Below are 16,724 nucleotides of genomic sequence, written 5' to 3' on the forward strand. Positions count from 1 at the left end.
ACCTCTCAGACCGCCACGCTGGCGGTCGGCACGAAGTCGGGCGAATCCGTCGAGGCGTAGTCGAAGGTCACGTCCTTCCAGATATCGAGCGCCTGACGCAGCGGCAGGCAGTGCTTGGCCGCGACCTGGAGGATGTCCGGGCCTTCCTTGGCGATGTTCCGCCCCTCGTTGCGGGCCAGAATCATAGCTTCGAGCGCCACGCGGTTGGCCGTCGCGCCGGCCTGGATGCCGAGCGGATGGCCGATCGTGCCGCCGCCGAACTGCAGCACCACATCCTCGCCGAGCAGGTCGAGAAGCTGATGCATCTGCCCGGCATGGATGCCGCCCGAGGCGACCGGCATCACCTTGCGCAAGGACGCCCACTGCTGGTCGAAGAAGATGCCGTTCTCCAGCCGCTGCGGATTGAAGTCCTCGCGACAGATGTCGTAGTAGCCCCGCGTCGTGTTGGGGTCGCCTTCGAGCTTGCCGACGACGGTCCCCGCATGGATATGGTCGACACCGGCGAGCCGCATCCATTTCGCGATCACGCGGAACGACACACCATGCGTCTTCTGGCGGGTATAGGTGCCGTGGCCGGCGCGATGGAGGTGCAGGATCATGTCGTTCCTGCGCGCCCATTTGCCCATGGATTGGATGGCCGTGTAGCCGATCACGAGGTCGATCATGATGATGGCAGAGCCGAGCTCCTTGGCGAATTCGGCGCGCTCGTACATGTCCTCCATGGTGCCGGCGGTGACATTGAGATAGGTGCCCTTCACCTCGCCGGTCGCTGCCTGCGCGCGGTTCACCGCCTCCATGCAGTAGAGGAAGCGGTCGCGCCAATGCATGAAGGGCTGCGAGTTGATGTTCTCGTCGTCCTTGGTGAAGTCGAGCCCGCCCTTCAGCGCCTCGTAGACGACCCGGCCGTAGTTGCGGCCGGAGAGCCCGAGCTTCGGCTTCACCGTCGCGCCGAGGAGCGGCCGGCCGAACTTGTCGAGGCGCTCGCGCTCCACGACGATGCCTGTCGGCGGGCCGTCATAGGTCTTCACATAGGCCACGGGGAAACGCATGTCCTCGAGCCGCAGCGCCTTCAGCGGCTTGAAGCCGAAGACATTGCCGATGATCGAGGCCGAGAGATTGGCGATCGAGCCCGGTTCGAACAGGTCGAGGTCATAGGCGATATAGGCGAAGTAGGAGCCGGGCGCGTTCGGCACGGGATCGACCCGGTAGCACTTCGCGCGATACTTCTCGCAGGCGGTCAGCCGGTCCGTCCACACCACCGTCCAGGTGGCGGTCGAGCTCTCACCGGCGACGGCGGCGGCGGCCTCGATCGGGTCGACCCCGTCCTGCGGCGTCACCCGGAAGAGGGCGATGACGTCCGTGTCCTTCGGGTCGTAGTCGGGCTCCCAGTAGCCCATCTTGCGATATTCGAGCACGCCGGCCTTGTAGCGGTCCTTGCCGCGCACCGTCGCCGCCTTGGTGTCCATGGTCTGTACATTCGCATTCATGGTGCTCTCCTCGGGAGCTGGTCGTATCTGAAACAGGCAACCGGGATCCTCCCCGCAGGCGAGGGTTCTCCGCGTGAGCGGAAAGCTGGGTCCGGGCGCGTATTGCGTGCCCCACCGTCTCGGCCTCTGGGCCGATCCACCCTCACCTGCGGGAGGGATCGAGGCGGAGCGTCGCTAGTTCATCATCAAGCGGCGCGGCTCACCGCGATGGCGGGGTCGAGCGCGCCGCTTCGGTATCGCTTGGCCATGTCGGCGAGCGACACGACCTTGATCGTCGCCGCCTGCCCGGCGGTGCCGAACTGCTCGTAACGCTCCCGGCAGAGCTTCTTCAGCTCGTCCATGGACGGCTGCAGGAACTTCCGCGGGTCGAATTCGCCAGGCTTCTCGCTGGCGATGCGGCGGATCTCGGCGGCCATCGCGAGCCGGCAGTCGGTGTCGATATTGACCTTGCGCACGCCGTGGCGGATGCCGAGCTGGATTTCCTCGACCGGCACGCCCCAGGTCTTCGGCATCTCGCCGCCGAAGCGATTGAAGCGCTCCTGCAGCGCCTCCGGCACGGACGAAGAGCCGTGCATCACGAGGTGGACGCCGGGCAGGCGCTCGTTGATGGCCTTCACCACATGCATGGCGAGGATCTCTCCGTCGGGCTTGCGCGAGAATTTGTAGGCGCCGTGCGACGTGCCCATGGCGATGGTGAGCGCATCGACCTTGGTGGCGCGGACGAACTCCACCGCCTGGTCCGGGTCGGTCAGAAGCTCGTCATGGGAGAGAACCCCCTCCGCGCCGTGGTCGTCTTCGGCCTCGCCCTGGCCCGTTTCGAGCGAACCGAGCACGCCGAGCTCGCCTTCCACGGAGACGCCGAGCTGATGCGCCATCGCCGTGACGCGGCGGGTGATATCGACATTGTAGTCGTAGCTCGCCGGGGTCTTGGCGTCGGCCATCAAGGAGCCGTCCATCATCACGCTGGTAAAGCCGTGCTGGATGGCGGAGAAGCAGGTCGCCTCGTCGTTGCCGTGGTCCTGGTGCAGGCAGATCGGGATGGTCGGATGCATGGCCTCTGCCGCCTCCACCATCTTCTCCAGCATGACGTCGCCGGCGTAGGAGCGCGCGCCGCGTGAGGCCTGCAGGATCACCGGGGCATCCACCTCCTCGGCCGCTGCCATGATGGCGAGAACCTGCTCCATATTGTTGATGTTGAAGGCCGGCACGCCGTAGCCGTGCTCGGCGGCGTGGTCGAGAAGTTGCCGCAGCGTGATGCGGGCCATCGCGTCTCTCCTTCTCAATCCTTGCTGCGTCCGACGAGGCGTCGCGCTGCCTCGGCGACCGCCTCGCGGGTGATCCCGAATTTCTCAAAGAGCACGTCGGCCGGCGCGGAGGCGCCGAAGCCGGTCATGCCGATGAAGATGCCGTCGGCGCCGAGGAGCTTCGCCCAGTCGCCCTCGACCGCCGCCTCTACGCCGATGCGCGGGGCCGTTCCGAGCACCATGCGGCGATAGTCCTGCGGCTGAGCCCGGAAGAGCGCCAAACAGGGCGCCGAGACTACGGCCGCGCGGATGTTCTCTGCGGCGAGGAGATCGGCTGCCTCTAGGGCGAGCGAGACCTCCGAGCCGGTGGCGATCAGCGTCACGTCCCGCCCGCCTTCGGGCTCACGCAGCACATAGGCGCCCTCCCCCACACCCCCGCTCACGCCTGCACGGGACAGGGTCGGCAAGCCCTGGCGGGTCAGACACAGCACCGAGGGGCGGTTTTCGGCCGCGAGCGCGGCGGCCCAGGCCTCGGCGGTCTCGACCGCATCCGCCGGCCGAAAGACCAGGAGATTCGGAATGGCCCTGAGGCTCGCCAGATGCTCGACCGGCTGATGCGTGGGGCCGTCCTCGCCAAGGCCGATCGAATCGTGGGTCATCACGTGGATGACGCGCAGACCCATGAGGGCCGCGAGCCGGATCGCCGGCCGCGAGTAGTCGGAAAAGACGAGGAAGGTGCCGCCGTAAGGCACGAAGCCGCCGTGAAGCGCAATCCCGTTCATGGCCGCGGCCATGCCGTGCTCGCGGATGCCGTAGTGGACATAAGCACCGGCGAAATCGCCGCGCCCGACCGGCGTCTGGCTCTTCGCCTGGGTCAGGTTCGAATGTGTCAGATCTGCAGAGCCGCCGAGGAGGTTCGGCATCGCCGGGGCGAGCGCATCGATCACCTTCTGCGAGGCCTGCCGGGTGGCGATCTTCGGCGCCTCCGCCAGGAAGCGCTCGCGAATCTGGTCCAGGGCCGTCCAGGCACTCTCCGGCACATGGCCGCGCACCGTATCGACGAAGGACTCGCGGATGGCGCCATCGCTCTCCTCGAGGCGCGCCTGCCACAGCCGGCGCGCCGCGCTGCCGCGCATGCCGGCCCGACGCCAGGCCGCGAGCACGTCATCCGGCACGACGAAAGGCGGATGCGGCCAGCCGAGCTGCTCACGGGCTGCGGCGACTTCGTCGGCGCCGAGCGGCGCCCCGTGCACCTTTTCCGTGCCCTGGCGATTGGGCGCGCCATAGCCGATGACCGTGCGGCAGGCGATGAACGACGGCCTGTCGGAGCGCCGCGCGGCCTCGATCGCCGCCGCCACGGCATTGGGATCATGGCCGTCGACCCGCGTGACCGCCCAGCCGGAGGCGGCAAAGCGCATGAGCTGGTCGTCGGAACAGGAGAGCCTGGTCGATCCGTCGATCGAGATGCCGTTGTCGTCGAAGAGGACGATCAGCTTGTTGAGCTTGAGATGGCCCGCGAGCGATATCGCCTCGTGGCTGATGCCCTCCATGAGGCAGCCGTCGCCGGTGAGGACATAGGTGTGGTGGTTGACGAGCCGTTCGCCGAAGCGGGCCGCCATGAGGCGCTCCGCCAGCGCCATGCCGATGGCGGCGGCGAGCCCCTGGCCCAGGGGGCCGGTGGTCGTCTCGACGCCGGGTGTGTGGCCATATTCCGGGTGGCCGGGGGTCGCTGCCCCCCATTGCCGGAAATTCTTCAGCTCCTCCAGCGACATGCCGGGATAGCCGGTGAGATAGAGCAAGGCATAGAGCAGCATGGAGCCGTGCCCGGCCGAGAGCACGAAGCGATCGCGGTCGGGCCAGGCGGGATCCGCCGGGTCGAAATTGAGAAAGCGCGTGAAGAGCACGGTTGCCACATCGGCCATGCCCATGGGCATGCCGGGATGGCCGGATTTGGCCTTCTCGACCGCATCCATGGCAAGGGCGCGGACGGCATTGGCCATGTCGCGCTCGGTCACCGCCTGCGCGGCCGGCGCGGGCCGCAATGCAGCGTTGGAGAGAGAGGCGGTCATGAAGCCCTCCTCTTGCGCTCGATGAGCTGGAGAATGATCGGGGTGAGAATGAGCTGCATCGCGAGGTCGAGCTTGCCGCCCGGGATCACGATGGAATTGGCCCGCGACATGAAGCTGCCGTGGATCATCGACAGCAGATAGGGGAAGTCGATGCCGCGCGGATTGCGGAAGCGGATGACGACCATCGACTCGTCGGGGGTGGGAATCCACCGGGCGATGAAGGGGTTGGACGTATCGACCGTCGGCACCCGCTGGAAATTGATGTCGGTCTGCGTGAACTGCGGGCAGATGTAGTGCACATAGTCCGGCATCCGCCGCAGGATGGTGTCCATCACGGCTTCCGTGGAATAGCCGCGGGTCGAGCGGTCGCGGTGAATCTTCTGGATCCACTCCAGATTGATCACCGGAACGACGCCGATCTTCACGTCCGGGTAGCGGGCCGTATCGACGCCGTCGGCTTTCATGGCTCCGTGCAGACCTTCGTAGAAGAGAAGGTCGGTGTGGTCCGGAAAGGGCTCCCAGGGCGTGAATGTGCCGGGCGGGAAGCCGAAACGCTCCGCCTCCACAGTGTCATGGACGTAGTGGCGCGTGCGCCCGGTGCCGCGGTCGGCATATTCGGCGAAGGTGGCCTCGAGCTCGGAAAGAAGATTCCCTTCCAGCCCGAAGTGGCTGAAATGGCGGTTTCCGGCCTCGGTTTCCTCGGCCATCTTCTGCTTCATCTCCGCCCGGTCGTAACGGTGGAAGGCATCGCCCTCGATGAAAGCGGCGGTGATCTTCTCCCGCCGGAAGATGACCTCGAAGGTGTCGCGCACCGAGGTGGTACCCGCGCCCGACGAACCGGTGACGGAAATGATGGGGTGCTTCACGGACATCGGCCGGCCCTCACGCGCGGAACAGGCTGCGGCTGCCGAATAGCGGCGAGCGCGCGGCAAGCGACATCGGATCGGTGTGGTAGCGGGCGACGCGCGCGACCTCTTCGCGCGAGCCGAAGACGAGGGGCACCCGCTGGTGCAGCGAGGTCGGCTGCAGGTCGAGGATGCGTTCCGCGCCGTTGGTGGCGGCCCCGCCGGCCTGTTCCAGCAGGAAGGCGATGGGATTGGCTTCATAGATCAGCCTAAGACGGCCCTGCCCGTAGCCTTGGCGCGCATCTCCCGGGTAGAGATAGATGCCGCCGCGCATGAGGATGCGGAAGGCCTCCGCCACCATCGACGCGATCCAGCGCGTGTTGAAATCGACGCCACGCGGCCCGGCGCTGCCAAGGCGGCAGTCCTCGACGTAAAGACGAACCGCCTCGTCCCAGTGGCGTTCGTTGGAGCCATTGATGGCATATTCGCGCGTCGTCGGCGGCACGCGCAGGCGGTGGGCGGTGAGAAGGAAGGCGCCGCGCTTGCGATCGAGCGTGAAGATCTGTGTCCCCTCGCCGACGCTGAGCACGAGCGCCACCTGCGGCCCGTAGATGAGGAAGCCGGCCGCCAGCTGCGCACCGCCGCCCTGAAAGAACGGTGCGAGCAGGTGCCCTGTGGCGCTATCACCATTCGCCGCGTGCTGCGGGAGCTCCACCCTCCCCTTGAGGGGGAGGGTCGGCGAGCCGCCAGCGAGCCGGGGTGGGGTGGCGTTTGGCTGGCAGCCCTGCTCACCCCCTCCCGGTCGGCTGCGCCGACCGACCTCCCCCCTCGAGGGGGAGGTGGTATGGGCTTTATCGACGGCTCGCTCGGAGCTGAATGGTGATTGATTCCTGTCCCTTTCGGGCATCGGCAGGATGGAGAAAATGGTTCCGACGGGCGCATTGGTGTCGATATTGGACGAGCCGTCGAGCGGATCGATGGCGACCGCCAGCGGCGCACCCGGCCGCAACGGAAGCGGGTCGTCCATTTCTTCGGAGGCCATGACCGCCACAGGCGCGGTCCGAAGGGCCTCGCGCACGATGGCATCGGTCCGGAGATCGAGCTCCTTCTGGGTATCGCCATGAGCGCTGTCGGCACGGTGGGCCGCGAGATCCCCGGCGAGCGGCCCGTCCGCGATCAGTTCGGCGATGTCCCGGCCTGCCTCGGCGAGGGCTGCAATCGTCCTGGCAACGGCCTCGCCGGTCTTGCCACCGCGCAGCGACACGCCTTCCAGCAGATCTTCCAGGCGAACGGCCGCCATGACGCTCCTCCGTGATTCTGACGGGATCTGATCCCCGCCGGCTCGGACTCGAGCCCTGTTGAGCCATCTTCGGCGAAGCAGTGATCCTAAGTAAATTTGAATTTCGTTATGTCGGGATTCAGCTATTCTGAATCGCATGATTGCGCGCAACGTCACCCTGAAGCAGCTTCGCGTCTTCGCCGCCGTGGTGCGCACCGGCTCCATGGCCGGCGCCGCGCAGGTGCTCAATGTGTCGCCGCCGGCCGTGACGCTGCAAATGCAGCTCCTGCAGGAACAGGCGGGTCTGCCGCTCCTGGAGCGCTCGCCGGCCGGCACCCGCCCGACCACCGCAGGCGAGGAGTTGCTTGCGACCATAGAGCGCATCGAGGCGTCGCTCGCCGAATGCAGCGCGGTGCTCGCGGGGCTTGCCGGCGCCGAACACGGCACGGTCTCGGTCGGCATCGTCAGCACCGCGAAATATTTTGCGCCGCGGGCGGTTGCGGCCTTCGCGCGCAAGAAGCCGCGAATCGAGCTGCGGCTCACGGTCGGCAATCGCGCCGACATCATCGCCGGGCTCAAGCACTACGACCTTGACGTCGCCATCATGGGACGGCCTCCCGAGGAACTCGAGGTCGAGGCGACCGTCATCGGCGACCACCCCCATGTCGTCATCGCGCCGGTCGATCATCCGCTTGCCGGGCGCGGCCAGATCCCACCCAAGGTCTTGGCGGAGGAGACATTTCTGGTCCGCGAGCCTGGCAGCGGCACCCGCAGCCTGATGGAGCGCTTCTTCGCGCAGGCCGGCGTGAGACCGCAGATCGGCATGCAGATCGGATCGAACGAGACGATCAAACAGGCCGTCATCGCCGGGCTCGGGCTATCCTTCATCTCAGGCCATACCGTGGAGGCGGAGGTCGCCAACGGCCGGCTCGCGGCGCTAAAGGTTGTCGGTCTACCCGTCGTGCGGCAGTGGTATGTGGTGCATCTAAAGCAGCGCCGCCTCATGCCGGCCATGGACGCCGTGCGGCATTTTCTCGCCGAGGAGGGCGTGAATTTCCTGCCGCAGATCGCTCCGCGGCGGTAACGGCGAGCGCCCCGTTTGACAGCGGCATCATCGCCACGACATTAGCGTCATGAACATCCGCGAAATTGCCGGCATGGATGCCGTCACGGCGGCAGAACGCCTCCGCCGGCTGCCGGGCCTCACCTTTCTCGACAGCGCCATGCGCCACCCGGCGCTCGGCGGTTATTCCTATGTCGCGGCGGACCCCTTCGGCAGCTTCGTCGTCACGGACGGTGGCGCGCGCTGGAACGGTGGGGAGATCGCGGGCGAGCCGCTCGCCCTGCTCGGCGGGCTGATCGCGCGATATGGCCAAGAGCATCGCCCCGATCTCCCGCCCTTCCAAGGCGGGGCAGCCGGATTCGTCGCCTATGACTTCAACCGGCTGATCGAGAAGCTCCCGCCTGTCGCGGAACCCTGGGCAAGGCCCCTGCCCCAGGCGTGCCTCAACTTCTACGACGTGGTCCTTGCCTTCGATCACGTGGAAGACCGCGCCGTTCTGATTTCCACGGGCTGGCCGGAGGAGAACGCCGCAGCCCGCGCCCAGCGCGCCGCAGCGCGCGCCGAGGCCTTCCTCGACCATCTCGCCCAGCCAGACCGCATCGAGGACAGGGGCGGCCTGCCCTCGATTCTGCCCGAGCGATGGCAGTCGAATTTCACACGGCCGGCCTATGAAGCGGCCGTGCAGCAGGTGATCGACTACATCCTCGCCGGCGACATCTTCCAGGCCAATATCGCCCAGCGCTTTGCGGCGGAGCTGCCGGCCGGCTTCGACGCTTGGCGCTTCTACAAGCATCTGCGACGCGTGAATGCGGCGACCTTCGCCGCCTTTCTCGACGGCGGTGATTTCACCATCGCGTCGAGCTCGCCGGAGCGCTTTCTCAAGGTGGCGGGTGACAGGGTCGAAACACGCCCGATCAAGGGCACTGTCCGCCGCTCTCCTGATCCGGCCGAGGACGAAACGCGCAAGGCCGAGCTTCTCGCCTCTGAGAAGGACCGGGCGGAAAACCTGATGATCGTCGACCTGCTGCGCAACGATCTCTCGCGTACATGCCGGCCGCATACGGTGGAGACGCCCGTTCTCTGCGGGATCGAATCCTACGCCTCCGTCCACCATCTCGTCTCCGTGGTGACGGGGCAGCTCGAAGCGGGCCGGACGGCGGTGGACCTTCTGCGCGGTGCTTTCCCCGGCGGCTCCATCACCGGCGCGCCGAAGGTCAGGGCCATGGAGATCATCAGCGCCATCGAGCGCGAGGCGCGCGGCGTCTATTGCGGCAGCATCGGCTTTCTCGGCTTCAACGGCCAGGCGGACGTGAACATCGCCATCCGCACCGTGCTGATGAAGGAGGGCCGCGCCGTGTTCCAGGCCGGCGGCGGCATCACGGCCCTCTCGGATCCTGAAGCGGAATATGAGGAAACGCTTGCAAAGGCCTCGCGGATCTTCGAGGCCTTCGCGGGCGCTGGTGCGTCATGATCGCCATTATCGACAATTACGATTCCTTCGTCTTCAACGTCGCCCGCTATCTCCGCGAGCTCGGCGAGGAGACGATCGTGCTGCGCAACGATGCGGTCGATGTGGCCGGCCTTCTGGCGCTCGGCCCCCGGGCGGTCGTTCTCTCGCCCGGCCCCTGCGCGCCGGCGCAGGCGGGCGTTTCGCTCGACGTCATCCGCGCGCTCACCGGCCGCCTGCCGATCCTCGGCATCTGCCTCGGCCACCAATGTATCGGCGAGGCCTTCGGCGGCCGGGTCGTGCGGGCGCAGCACCCCATGCACGGCCGCGCCTCGGAGATCCGGCACGACGCGGCTGGCCTCTTCGCGGGATTGCCGAATCCGCTGCGCGCCGGACGCTATCATTCGCTGATCGTCGAGATCGACAATCCGGATGGGCCGCTCGCGGTCACCGCCCGTTCCGAGGACGGCGAGATCATGGCCCTCGCCCATCGTGAGGCGCCGACCTATGGCGTGCAGTTCCACCCGGAATCGGTGCTGACCGCCCAGGGCCACGACCTTCTCGCCAATTTCCTGCGCCTGACGAAGGAGCGCGGCTAATGCTCTGGCTTAATGGAGAGATCCACGACGGACCGGTCGCGCCTTTCGATCTTCGCGACCGCGGGCTCCTTCTCGCCGACGGGCTCTTCGAGACGATCCTTGCCGTCAATGGCGTGGCGCTCTGTCTGGCCGACCATCTCGACCGGATGGAGGCGGGCGCCGCGCGCCTCGCGCTTCCTCTAGACCGTGCCGTGCTGGAAACTGCCGTCGCGGCAGTCGCCGCCGGCGCCGAGAACCGCACCGGCGTGGTCCGCCTCACCGTGACGCGCGGGCCCGGCCAACGCGGCCTGCGGGTGCCGGCGGATGCGAGACCGACGGTCCTCGCCACCATCGCTCCGTGGCGGCCGGAGATCGCCTTCAGTCCGCTGCGGCTTGCGCTGGTTACGCTGCGCCGCAACCCGTTCTCACCGGTCTCGACGATGAAGACGCTCGCCTATCTCGATAATGTGCTGGCGCTCGAAGAAGCCGCCGCAAAGGGCGGCGAGGATGCGCTCATCCTGAACACCGCCGGCCACGTCGCCTCGACGAGCATGGCCAATCTCTTCGCGCTCCTCGACGGCAGGCTCGTTACGCCGCCCGTAGACGACGGCGTGCTGCCGGGTGTCACGCGCAAGCTCATTCTCGCGCTCGCGCCGGGGCTCGGCCTTGCGGTTGCCGAGCGCTCACTCGCGCCGAAAGAGCTCGGCGAGGCCGAGGCGGTCTTCGCCACGAACAGCGTCCGCCTCCTGGCGCCGGTCAGCGCCATCGACGGCACGGCGATCCGGCACCATACTGTGATCGATGCGCTCTCGCAGGCGCTGCGCGAGGCGCTTGCCCGCGCCTGCGGTTTCGACCCATTCGCGAAGGGCTCGTGAGCCCGGCCGCTCAGGTGTCGTATTTGACATAGGCGAAGCGCTGGTCACCCGTGGGCGTGCCTTCGAGGGCGCCGCCTTCCTTGGCGGGCTGCCACTGGATCACCTCCTCGATCTTCTTCGCCAGCGCGAAGTCCTTCTCGGTGATGCCCTTGGCGGTATGGGTCATGAGGCGCACCTCGACCCAGGCATAGGAGGCGGTGAGGTCCGGATGGTGCCAGGCGGCCTCGGCCAGATGGCCGACCGCATTGATGACCATCAACGTGCCCTTCCAGCTGTTCGTCTTGTAGGTGCGGCGGATCCAGCCGCCATCCAGCCGCCAGCGCGGCAGTTCGCGGGCGAGCCGCTCCGTCACTTCCGTTTCGGAAAAGGCGGTCTCTTTGACGTCGCTCATGATGCGGTGTCCTTCAATTCTCGTGCTACCAGCCTAGGGCTGTTGCGTGACAACCGGAAAGCCCCCCGCGGGTCGATGCATCAGCCGTCGAGCGGTGCGAGCCCGGCAGGTTCGGGCATCTCCGCCTTCCGCGATCGCCGCCAGGCCTGTTCGATGGCGCGGGCGAGCGCCCTGAGGTCCGGCTCCGCCTCGGTGGCAACCCCGGCAAAGAGCCGCGCATCGAGGCGCGCGAGGCCCCCGGCCACCTCGGGTTCCTGCATCCAGTGGCGCGCAGCATCGCGATCGTCGCGCGCCAGCGCACTCACCGCGCGGCGGAAGGCGGGCTGATCGCCGCGGCGCGCCGCCGCCCGCATCGCCTTGAGCTGCGGCGGCGCCCGGCGTGGCAGCCGTGCCCGGAATTCTGAGGGCGTGGTACCCGCGAACATGACCACGAGGCCGGCGATGAAGGCCGCGATACCGGCCCCCACCAGCAGCCGGCTATGGCTCGCGGCGGATGCCTCGACAGCTAGATTCTCCTCGCTTCCCGCACCCCATGCCAGGCGACGCGCCGGCAGGATGGCGGTGCGCATCGTGCGTTGGACGGTGTCGAACCAGGGGATCTCCACCTCATCCAGGATCAGATGCGGCAGGATCGGCCGCACCTCCCACCGATAGACCGCACGCCCGACAGGTCCATCCGAGCCGATGCGCGTCTCGCGCTCCCCCTGTCCGGGAAAGATGACGGCCTTGGGCGCGCTCAGCCTCGGCTGCGGGGGCAGTTGTTCGGCATTCACGCCGACCGCTTCGATGGTGACGGTGCGCTGGGCGATGCCGCCGGGCTGAAGCGTCTCCGGGGCTGGGTCCCACTGGTCGGTCACCGTGACGGAGCGCGCCGGCAGCCACCAGTCGCCCGCTTGCGCCGGCAGCGGCGCGACGTCGAGCGTGGTGGCATTCGATGTCACCGTGATCTCGTCGCGCTCCGAACCGGGGAGCATCAGATGATGGATGAAGGGACTGATGTCGAGGCGTCCGCTCCGCTGCGGAAAGAGGGCGATGCGACGCTCGAAGCCCCGCGCCTGGAAGCCGTCGAGATCCGAAGGGAACCAACGATCGCGGCCGAGCTGGAACCAGGTGAAATCACGCAGCTCCGGCTGTTCCACATGCTCATAGCCCATCTGCGTGCGGTAGGCGCCACGGATCCTCAGCAGCACCATTTCTCGGGGGTAGACGCTGTCTTTCGGCGTCTCCACCGATATCTGCAGGCGGGCATTGGCGGGATCGGCCTCGGCGACGACCGCGAGAGCCGGGACAGGCAGACACGCCAGGAGCACCGCAATGACGGCGCTGCAGAGGATCGGCCGAGCCTTCACCATGGATCATCTCCCGGCGGGACGGCCGTGCCGGCCGCCTCCCGCTTCGTCTGCTCGTGCGCCATCCTGAGCTTGAGGAAGGCGCCGGGATCATCCCTCAAGGTGGCGAGCCATTGTTCGGTGGCGTCGATCTTCTGCGTTCCGAAGCTCTTCGGCAAGGGCTGGAAAGGTGCCGTCGCCCCGAGGCGCGCGACGCTCGCATTGCCCTCGCCGGTGCGCCCTGCCCCGGCGGCATCGCTCGCCGAGCCGCGTGCGCTGCCATCGCCGCTCTCGCTGCTCTGGCGCTGCGCCTGACCGGTGCGCGCCACCCGCCCGGTGCCGGGCGTCTCGGCCGCCGAACCGGCCTCCCGATCGCCCGCCGCGCCGTCGCCCTGCGCCGTCGTATCGCTTTTCTGGTCGGACGGCTTATCGCCCCGGCTGCGCCGCTCAAGCGACGCGCCGCCTTCGGCCAACCCGTCGCTCGTGCCGAACTCTTCTGTCTTGGCGAGGAGGGCAGCAACGAGGGCGCGGTTGGCGCGGGCATCGTCGTCGTCGGGATCGGCAGCGAGCGCCGCGTCATAGGCCGCCAGCGCCTCGCTGAGCCGCCCTGCCCGCGCCAGCGCATTGCCGAGGTTGTAATCGTGTCCAGGCCCTTCAGCCTCCGCGAAAGCGGCGGCCGCCTCCTGCCCGCGACCGGCCTGGTAGAGCGCCGCCCCACGCCAGGTCGGCGCCTCCATGAGCTCGGCCGAGAGGCCGGGAAATCCCGCCGAGAGAAGAAGCCGGCCCACCTGGCCCGTTCCGTCCGCCAGCAGACCGCCGGCTATGGCGAGCAGGCTGACGAGCACGATCAGACCGGCGCGCTTCATGCCGCCCCCCGTCGGTAGAGAAGGAGCGCCGGAAGGAGGCTCACGACGAGGAGATAGCGGCCAAGATCCGCCCACGCCAGCACGACATAGTCCGTGGCCGCGAGCCGGGTTGCCGCGCCGCTGGAAAGCTGGGCGACGACCGGCATCGGATCGGCGACATCAGCACTCACCCCGCCCGTTTCGGCGGCAGCCGCGTCGAGCGTCGCTCGCGACGGGCGCGGAGCTCCAGGCGGCAGATCCCCAGTCGGCACATAGATCGTGTCGAGCCGGTGGCCGTCCTCCCGCAGGCGCTCGACCTCGCGCAGGGCCGCTGTATCGAAGCCTCCGCCGTCGGAGATCAGCACGACATCGCCGGCCACGATCCCCGCCTGCTCCAAAAGCTCCCGGGCGAGCGCCAAGGCGCGGGCCGGGCGGCTGCCGGGCACCGGCACCGTCTCGCCGTCGAGCACCGCAATGGTGGTGGCGAGCGCGTCGCGGTCCGACGATAGGTTGCTCGCGAGGAAGGCATCGCCCGCATAGACCACGAGGGCGACCTGGCGCGTGCCGGCGGCGGCCACCGCCTGCGCCGCAAAACGCGCCGCGGTAAGATTGCCGCCCCCGGACAGCGAGCGCGAGAGATCGACGACGATGACGGTGGCGTCGAGATTGCGGAATCGGTCGGTATCGTCCCGCTGCAAAGCTGGACCCGTCAAGGCGAGCGCGACCAGACCGGCGCAGAGCGCCGCGGCCCAGCCCTTGCGGCCATGGGCTTTGACCATGGCGCCGAGCTGCGTCATCGCGGCCAGGAGATGCGGGTCAACCGCCCTTTCCCAATCGCCGAGCGCCGTCGCGCGGCGGCGCAGGAAAAGCCCGAGAACGAGAGCGCCGATGACGCCTGCAAGCCACCATGGGCGCAGCAGCGTGAAGCCCACCTCCTGCATCATGTGCCTCGGCCGCGGTTGGACAGCATGAGCGCGAGCGCCGCCAGAAAGGCGAGCGAGGCCGGATAGACCCAGAGCTCTCGCCGCACCTCGGCCGGTGGCGCCAATCCCTCCCGTTTTTCGAGAGCGTTGATCGCCTGGCCGACGGCCACGAGATCCTCGCTGGTGCGCACGCGGAAGGCCGTGCCACCGCTCGCCTGCGCGATGGTCTGCAAGGTGGCGGCGTCGACGGGATCTGGATCGTCGCCCGGATCCGACGTGTCGCGCACGCCGAGCGCGATGGTGTGAACGCGAATGCCGAGCTTGCCGGCGAGCTGCGCAACCTCGACCGGCACGGAGCGGCCGGCATTGTTGGAGCCGTCGGACATCAGAATGATCACGCCGCCCTTCGCCTGAAGGTCGCGCAGCCGCTTCAAGGCGAGCCCCAGCCCGTCGCCGATGCCGGTCGAGCGTCCCACGAGCCCGATCTCGATCTCGCCGAGCGCCCGGGCTACCGCCTCGACGTCGAACGTCGGAGCGGCCGCGACATAGGCCTGTTCGGCGAAGACCACGAGCCCGACCCGATCCCCTGCCCGGCTGCGAATGAAGTCCCCGCCGATCCGGCGGACGGCCTCGAGCCGCTGCACGGTCTTGCCGTCGAGGACGAAATCCTCGCGCAGCATGCTGCCGGAGAGATCGAAGGCGAGAATGATGTCGCGGCCGGATGCGGGCAAGGCGCGCGCGGGCAAAACGACGCGCGGCCCGGCGAGCGCCACGACGAGCGCCACCCAGATCACCCACGGCAGAAGCTGCCGCCCGGCCGCTCCCGCCGCGGCGAGCCCCGGCCCGCCCTCATGCGCCAGGCGAGTCGCGATGGCGTCCGGCACGCGCAAGGCGCCGCTCGCCCGCGGACGCGCCGGCAGGAAGCGCTTTGCCAAAAAGGGCAGCGGCAGCAGCAGGAAGGCGAGCGGCAGCGCGAAATCCCACATGCCTCAAGCCTTGATGCGGCGGATGAGCGTGGTGAGCTCGCGCTCGATCGCCTCCGGGTCCGGCTCGGCGCCTGGACGGTAAAGGTCTCCGGCGAAATAGCGCCCCGCGCCAGCCGTGAAAAAGGTGGTGGCGAAGATGCGGTCGAGATGCTCAGCCCAGGCCTTACCCTTAGCGCGCGCCACGGCCGTGCCGCCGAGCGTTCGCGCCAGCCGGCGCAACAGCTTCGCCTGGACGAGCAGCCGCTCGGGCGCATCGAGGCGCCGCGCGGCCTCCAGCATGCGCAGCGCGCTCAATCGCACCGAGATACGCCGACGCGCGAGGAAGCCAACCGCCGCAGCAATGGCGAGCGCCGCCAGAAGGCCGACCGCGATCACAAGGCCGATCTGCCCGGACAACGACAGCGGGCCCTCCGCCGGCAGATGCAGGCCACGCAATCCGGCGAGGCCCTCAACGGTCGAAGTCATCGAGCTGCTCCACCAGAGGGACCATTGCTTCCGGCTCCGCCTCACTGTCGAGGAGGATGCCGCGGGCGCCGAGATCCGTCAGACGCTTCAGGCGCTCGGCCCCGGTGTCTGCCGGCTGCGTGGGCAAAATGCGGCCCCAGCGCAGGCCGCCGGCGCGCGCCGCGAAGGGATAGACACCGGCGGGCGGCCGCTGCTCGAAGGCGTCGAGCACCAAGATGGCGCGCAGGCCGACCCGGCCGCGAAGGGCGAGGACCGCTTCATCGAAACCCGCCCCGACCGCGTCGAGCGCGCTCGCCAGCACGATCTGGCCACCCTGCGGCATGGCCCTTGCCGCCGCTTCGAGTGTCTCGGCAAGCGGCGGATCTGAACGGCGCGCCACTCCCAAGGCCGCCGCATGGGCGCGAGCCAGACCGCCGATCACCGCCGCCATGGCCTTCTCCCCGGCGCGGGGGCGGACATAGACTGCCTCCCCTTCCCCGGCGGACAAGAGGCCGATGCGGCCGCCATTGGCGATCACGCGCCATCCGAGAATCGTCAGAGCCTCGGCGGCAGCGACCGAACGCAGCGCCCGGCGGGTTCCGAAGAGCATGGGCGGCCGGAAATCCGGCACCAGCAGCACGCGCCGCTCGCGCTCGTCGCGGAAGGTGCGCACGTGCAGCACGCCCGTGCGTGCCGTCGTGTTGCGGTCGATATGGCGGACGTCGTCACCGTCGGCCCAGAGGCGCACGTCGTCGACCTCGACGCCACGACCGCGCCGGCGCGTCACCAGCCCGCCGGGCAGCGTCGACAGTTGCCGGGTGATGGAGGTGCGTCCGCGCCAGGCGAGATGGCGCAACTGCAGAAGCGCTTGCGGATCGAGCGCGACGCCGGGAGTGGTGAGCGCGTCGGCCAACATGGGC

16 protein-coding genes are annotated in these 16,724 nt (G+C 68.4%); 4 read left to right on the plus strand and 12 right to left on the minus strand.

Annotation, left to right across the window (positions count from 1 at the left end; translation table 11 throughout):
- Window positions 1-5: 5 nt before the first annotated feature.
- The 5 genes from ACFQU1_RS25290 to ACFQU1_RS25310 all read right to left on the minus strand — a co-directional run bounded on the left by ACFQU1_RS25290 (window position 6) and on the right by ACFQU1_RS25310 (window position 6,945).
- Window positions 6-1,466: a form I ribulose bisphosphate carboxylase large subunit gene (locus ACFQU1_RS25290; protein WP_378138376.1), complete on the minus strand. Its 1,461-nt coding sequence runs from the start codon at window positions 1,464-1,466 to the stop codon at window positions 6-8.
- A 206-nt stretch (window positions 1,467-1,672) separates the two neighbouring features.
- Window positions 1,673-2,752 (minus strand): class II fructose-bisphosphate aldolase, encoded by a 1,080-nt coding sequence (fba, locus tag ACFQU1_RS25295; RefSeq protein ID WP_378138011.1) that lies wholly within the window; start codon window positions 2,750-2,752, stop codon window positions 1,673-1,675.
- Between the two features lie 14 nt (window positions 2,753-2,766).
- The gene (gene tkt / locus ACFQU1_RS25300) at window positions 2,767-4,731 is read right to left on the minus strand and encodes a transketolase (RefSeq protein WP_378138378.1); all 1,965 of its coding nucleotides are present in this window, start codon (window positions 4,729-4,731) and stop codon (window positions 2,767-2,769) included.
- Between the two features lie 65 nt (window positions 4,732-4,796).
- Window positions 4,797-5,672 carry a phosphoribulokinase gene (locus tag ACFQU1_RS25305; RefSeq protein WP_378138013.1) on the minus strand — a complete coding sequence of 292 codons (876 nt, stop codon included), beginning with the start codon at window positions 5,670-5,672 and terminating at the stop codon, window positions 4,797-4,799.
- A gap of 10 nt (window positions 5,673-5,682) precedes the next feature.
- Complete coding sequence (locus ACFQU1_RS25310) at window positions 5,683-6,945, minus strand: class 1 fructose-1,6-bisphosphatase (RefSeq protein WP_378138015.1); 1,263 nt, start codon at window positions 6,943-6,945, stop codon at window positions 5,683-5,685.
- Window positions 6,946-7,081: 136 nt separating this feature from the next.
- Between ACFQU1_RS25310 and ACFQU1_RS25315 the strand changes: the two genes are divergently transcribed.
- The 4 genes from ACFQU1_RS25315 to ACFQU1_RS25330 are packed head-to-tail and all read left to right on the plus strand — an operon-like array spanning window position 7,082 to window position 10,887.
- Entirely contained in the window at window positions 7,082-8,008 is a 927-nt protein-coding gene (locus tag ACFQU1_RS25315) for a LysR family transcriptional regulator (RefSeq protein ID WP_378138017.1), read from the plus strand.
- Window positions 8,009-8,057: 49 nt separating this feature from the next.
- The gene (gene pabB, locus ACFQU1_RS25320; protein WP_378138019.1) at window positions 8,058-9,458 is read left to right on the plus strand and encodes an aminodeoxychorismate synthase component I; all 1,401 of its coding nucleotides are present in this window, start codon (window positions 8,058-8,060) and stop codon (window positions 9,456-9,458) included.
- Window positions 9,455-10,033, plus strand: a complete 579-nt coding sequence (locus tag ACFQU1_RS25325) for an anthranilate synthase component II (protein WP_378138021.1) — start codon at window positions 9,455-9,457, stop codon at window positions 10,031-10,033. The genes pabB and ACFQU1_RS25325 overlap by 4 nt, the downstream gene beginning before the upstream one ends.
- A complete protein-coding gene (locus ACFQU1_RS25330) occupies window positions 10,033-10,887 on the plus strand; it encodes an aminotransferase class IV (RefSeq protein WP_378138023.1) in 855 nt (284 codons plus the stop codon). The genes ACFQU1_RS25325 and ACFQU1_RS25330 overlap by 1 nt, the downstream gene beginning before the upstream one ends.
- Window positions 10,888-10,897: 10 nt before the next feature.
- On the opposite strand, the gene ACFQU1_RS25335 is transcribed toward ACFQU1_RS25330, so the two are convergent.
- The 7 genes from ACFQU1_RS25335 to ACFQU1_RS25365 form a co-directional block, all read right to left on the minus strand.
- Entirely contained in the window at window positions 10,898-11,278 is a 381-nt protein-coding gene (locus ACFQU1_RS25335) for a 4a-hydroxytetrahydrobiopterin dehydratase (protein WP_378138025.1), read from the minus strand.
- 80 nt (window positions 11,279-11,358) lie between these two features.
- Complete coding sequence (locus ACFQU1_RS25340) at window positions 11,359-12,630, minus strand: hypothetical protein (RefSeq protein ID WP_378138027.1); 1,272 nt, start codon at window positions 12,628-12,630, stop codon at window positions 11,359-11,361.
- Entirely contained in the window at window positions 12,624-13,472 is an 849-nt protein-coding gene (locus tag ACFQU1_RS25345; RefSeq protein WP_378138029.1) for a tetratricopeptide repeat protein, read from the minus strand. The genes ACFQU1_RS25340 and ACFQU1_RS25345 overlap by 7 nt, the downstream gene beginning before the upstream one ends.
- Window positions 13,469-14,395 (minus strand): VWA domain-containing protein, encoded by a 927-nt coding sequence (locus ACFQU1_RS25350; RefSeq protein ID WP_378138031.1) that lies wholly within the window; start codon window positions 14,393-14,395, stop codon window positions 13,469-13,471. The genes ACFQU1_RS25345 and ACFQU1_RS25350 overlap by 4 nt, the downstream gene beginning before the upstream one ends.
- Window positions 14,392-15,360 carry a VWA domain-containing protein gene (locus ACFQU1_RS25355; protein WP_378138033.1) on the minus strand — a complete coding sequence of 323 codons (969 nt, stop codon included), beginning with the start codon at window positions 15,358-15,360 and terminating at the stop codon, window positions 14,392-14,394. Before ACFQU1_RS25355 ends, ACFQU1_RS25350 begins: the two co-directional genes overlap by 4 nt.
- 3 nt (window positions 15,361-15,363) lie before the next feature.
- Window positions 15,364-15,825: a DUF4381 domain-containing protein gene (locus tag ACFQU1_RS25360; RefSeq protein ID WP_378138035.1), complete on the minus strand. Its 462-nt coding sequence runs from the start codon at window positions 15,823-15,825 to the stop codon at window positions 15,364-15,366.
- Window positions 15,809-16,720, minus strand: coding sequence for a DUF58 domain-containing protein (locus tag ACFQU1_RS25365; protein ID WP_378138037.1), 912 nt, complete (start codon window positions 16,718-16,720; stop codon window positions 15,809-15,811). Before ACFQU1_RS25365 ends, ACFQU1_RS25360 begins: the two co-directional genes overlap by 17 nt.
- Window positions 16,721-16,724 lie beyond the last annotated feature (4 nt).

This window comes from Chelatococcus sp. GCM10030263 (assembly GCF_042666455.1).
Classification (GTDB): domain Bacteria; phylum Pseudomonadota; class Alphaproteobacteria; order Rhizobiales; family Beijerinckiaceae; genus Chelatococcus.

Excerpts from the sequence above, each read along its gene's own strand:
- ACFQU1_RS25315 (WP_378138017.1), top strand. The coding sequence starts at position 7,082 with ATGATTGCGCGCAACGTCACCCTGAAGCAGCTTCGCGTCTTCGCCGCC.
- ACFQU1_RS25310 (WP_378138015.1), bottom strand. The coding sequence starts at position 6,945 with ATGGCGGCCGTTCGCCTGGAAGATCTGCTGGAAGGCGTGTCGCTGCGC.
- ACFQU1_RS25330 (WP_378138023.1), top strand. The coding sequence starts at position 10,033 with ATGCTCTGGCTTAATGGAGAGATCCACGACGGACCGGTCGCGCCTTTC.
- ACFQU1_RS25360 (WP_378138035.1), bottom strand. The coding sequence starts at position 15,825 with ATGACTTCGACCGTTGAGGGCCTCGCCGGATTGCGTGGCCTGCATCTG.
- ACFQU1_RS25345 (WP_378138029.1), bottom strand. The coding sequence starts at position 13,472 with ATGAAGCGCGCCGGTCTGATCGTGCTCGTCAGCCTGCTCGCCATAGCC.
- pabB (WP_378138019.1), top strand. The coding sequence starts at position 8,058 with ATGAACATCCGCGAAATTGCCGGCATGGATGCCGTCACGGCGGCAGAA.
- ACFQU1_RS25365 (WP_378138037.1), bottom strand. The coding sequence starts at position 16,720 with ATGTTGGCCGACGCGCTCACCACTCCCGGCGTCGCGCTCGATCCGCAA.
- ACFQU1_RS25340 (WP_378138027.1), bottom strand. The coding sequence starts at position 12,630 with ATGGTGAAGGCTCGGCCGATCCTCTGCAGCGCCGTCATTGCGGTGCTC.
- fba (WP_378138011.1), bottom strand. The coding sequence starts at position 2,752 with ATGGCCCGCATCACGCTGCGGCAACTTCTCGACCACGCCGCCGAGCAC.
- ACFQU1_RS25355 (WP_378138033.1), bottom strand. The coding sequence starts at position 15,360 with ATGTGGGATTTCGCGCTGCCGCTCGCCTTCCTGCTGCTGCCGCTGCCC.
- ACFQU1_RS25350 (WP_378138031.1), bottom strand. The coding sequence starts at position 14,395 with ATGATGCAGGAGGTGGGCTTCACGCTGCTGCGCCCATGGTGGCTTGCA.
- tkt (WP_378138378.1), bottom strand. The coding sequence starts at position 4,731 with ATGGCCAATGCCGTCCGCGCCCTTGCCATGGATGCGGTCGAGAAGGCC.
- ACFQU1_RS25305 (WP_378138013.1), bottom strand. The coding sequence starts at position 5,672 with ATGTCCGTGAAGCACCCCATCATTTCCGTCACCGGTTCGTCGGGCGCG.
- ACFQU1_RS25290 (WP_378138376.1), bottom strand. The coding sequence starts at position 1,466 with ATGGACACCAAGGCGGCGACGGTGCGCGGCAAGGACCGCTACAAGGCC.
- ACFQU1_RS25335 (WP_378138025.1), bottom strand. The coding sequence starts at position 11,278 with ATGAGCGACGTCAAAGAGACCGCCTTTTCCGAAACGGAAGTGACGGAG.
- ACFQU1_RS25325 (WP_378138021.1), top strand. The coding sequence starts at position 9,455 with ATGATCGCCATTATCGACAATTACGATTCCTTCGTCTTCAACGTCGCC.